This window comes from Nonomuraea candida (genome assembly GCF_000725485.1).
Lineage (GTDB): Bacteria > Actinomycetota > Actinomycetes > Streptosporangiales > Streptosporangiaceae > Nonomuraea > Nonomuraea candida.
In genome coordinates this window covers 1-208 of sequence record NZ_JOAG01000231.1, presented here as the reverse complement: position 1 = coordinate 208, position 208 = coordinate 1, and the positions used below count along the sequence as shown (strand labels likewise).

Sequence of the window (208 nt, the reverse complement as noted above, 5' to 3'; positions counted from 1 at the left end):
CTACATGAACGTCGGCCCGACCTACATGGAGCCGATCGCCCGCCAGCTCTACCAGGAGATCGGGCTCATCGAGGAGGAGCACGTCACCCACTACGAGTCCCTGGTGGACCCGGGCGAGAGCTGGTGGGAGATGCTGCTCAACCACGAGTACAACGAGTGCTACCTCTACCACTCGTTCATGGAGACCGAGTCCGACCCCAAGGTGAAG

At 61.5% G+C, this 208-nt stretch carries 1 pseudogene; it reads left to right on the top strand.

The window, feature by feature from the left end:
* Positions 1-208 (top strand): annotated as a pseudogene (locus tag IO39_RS43850) (hypothetical protein); the annotation flags it as partial.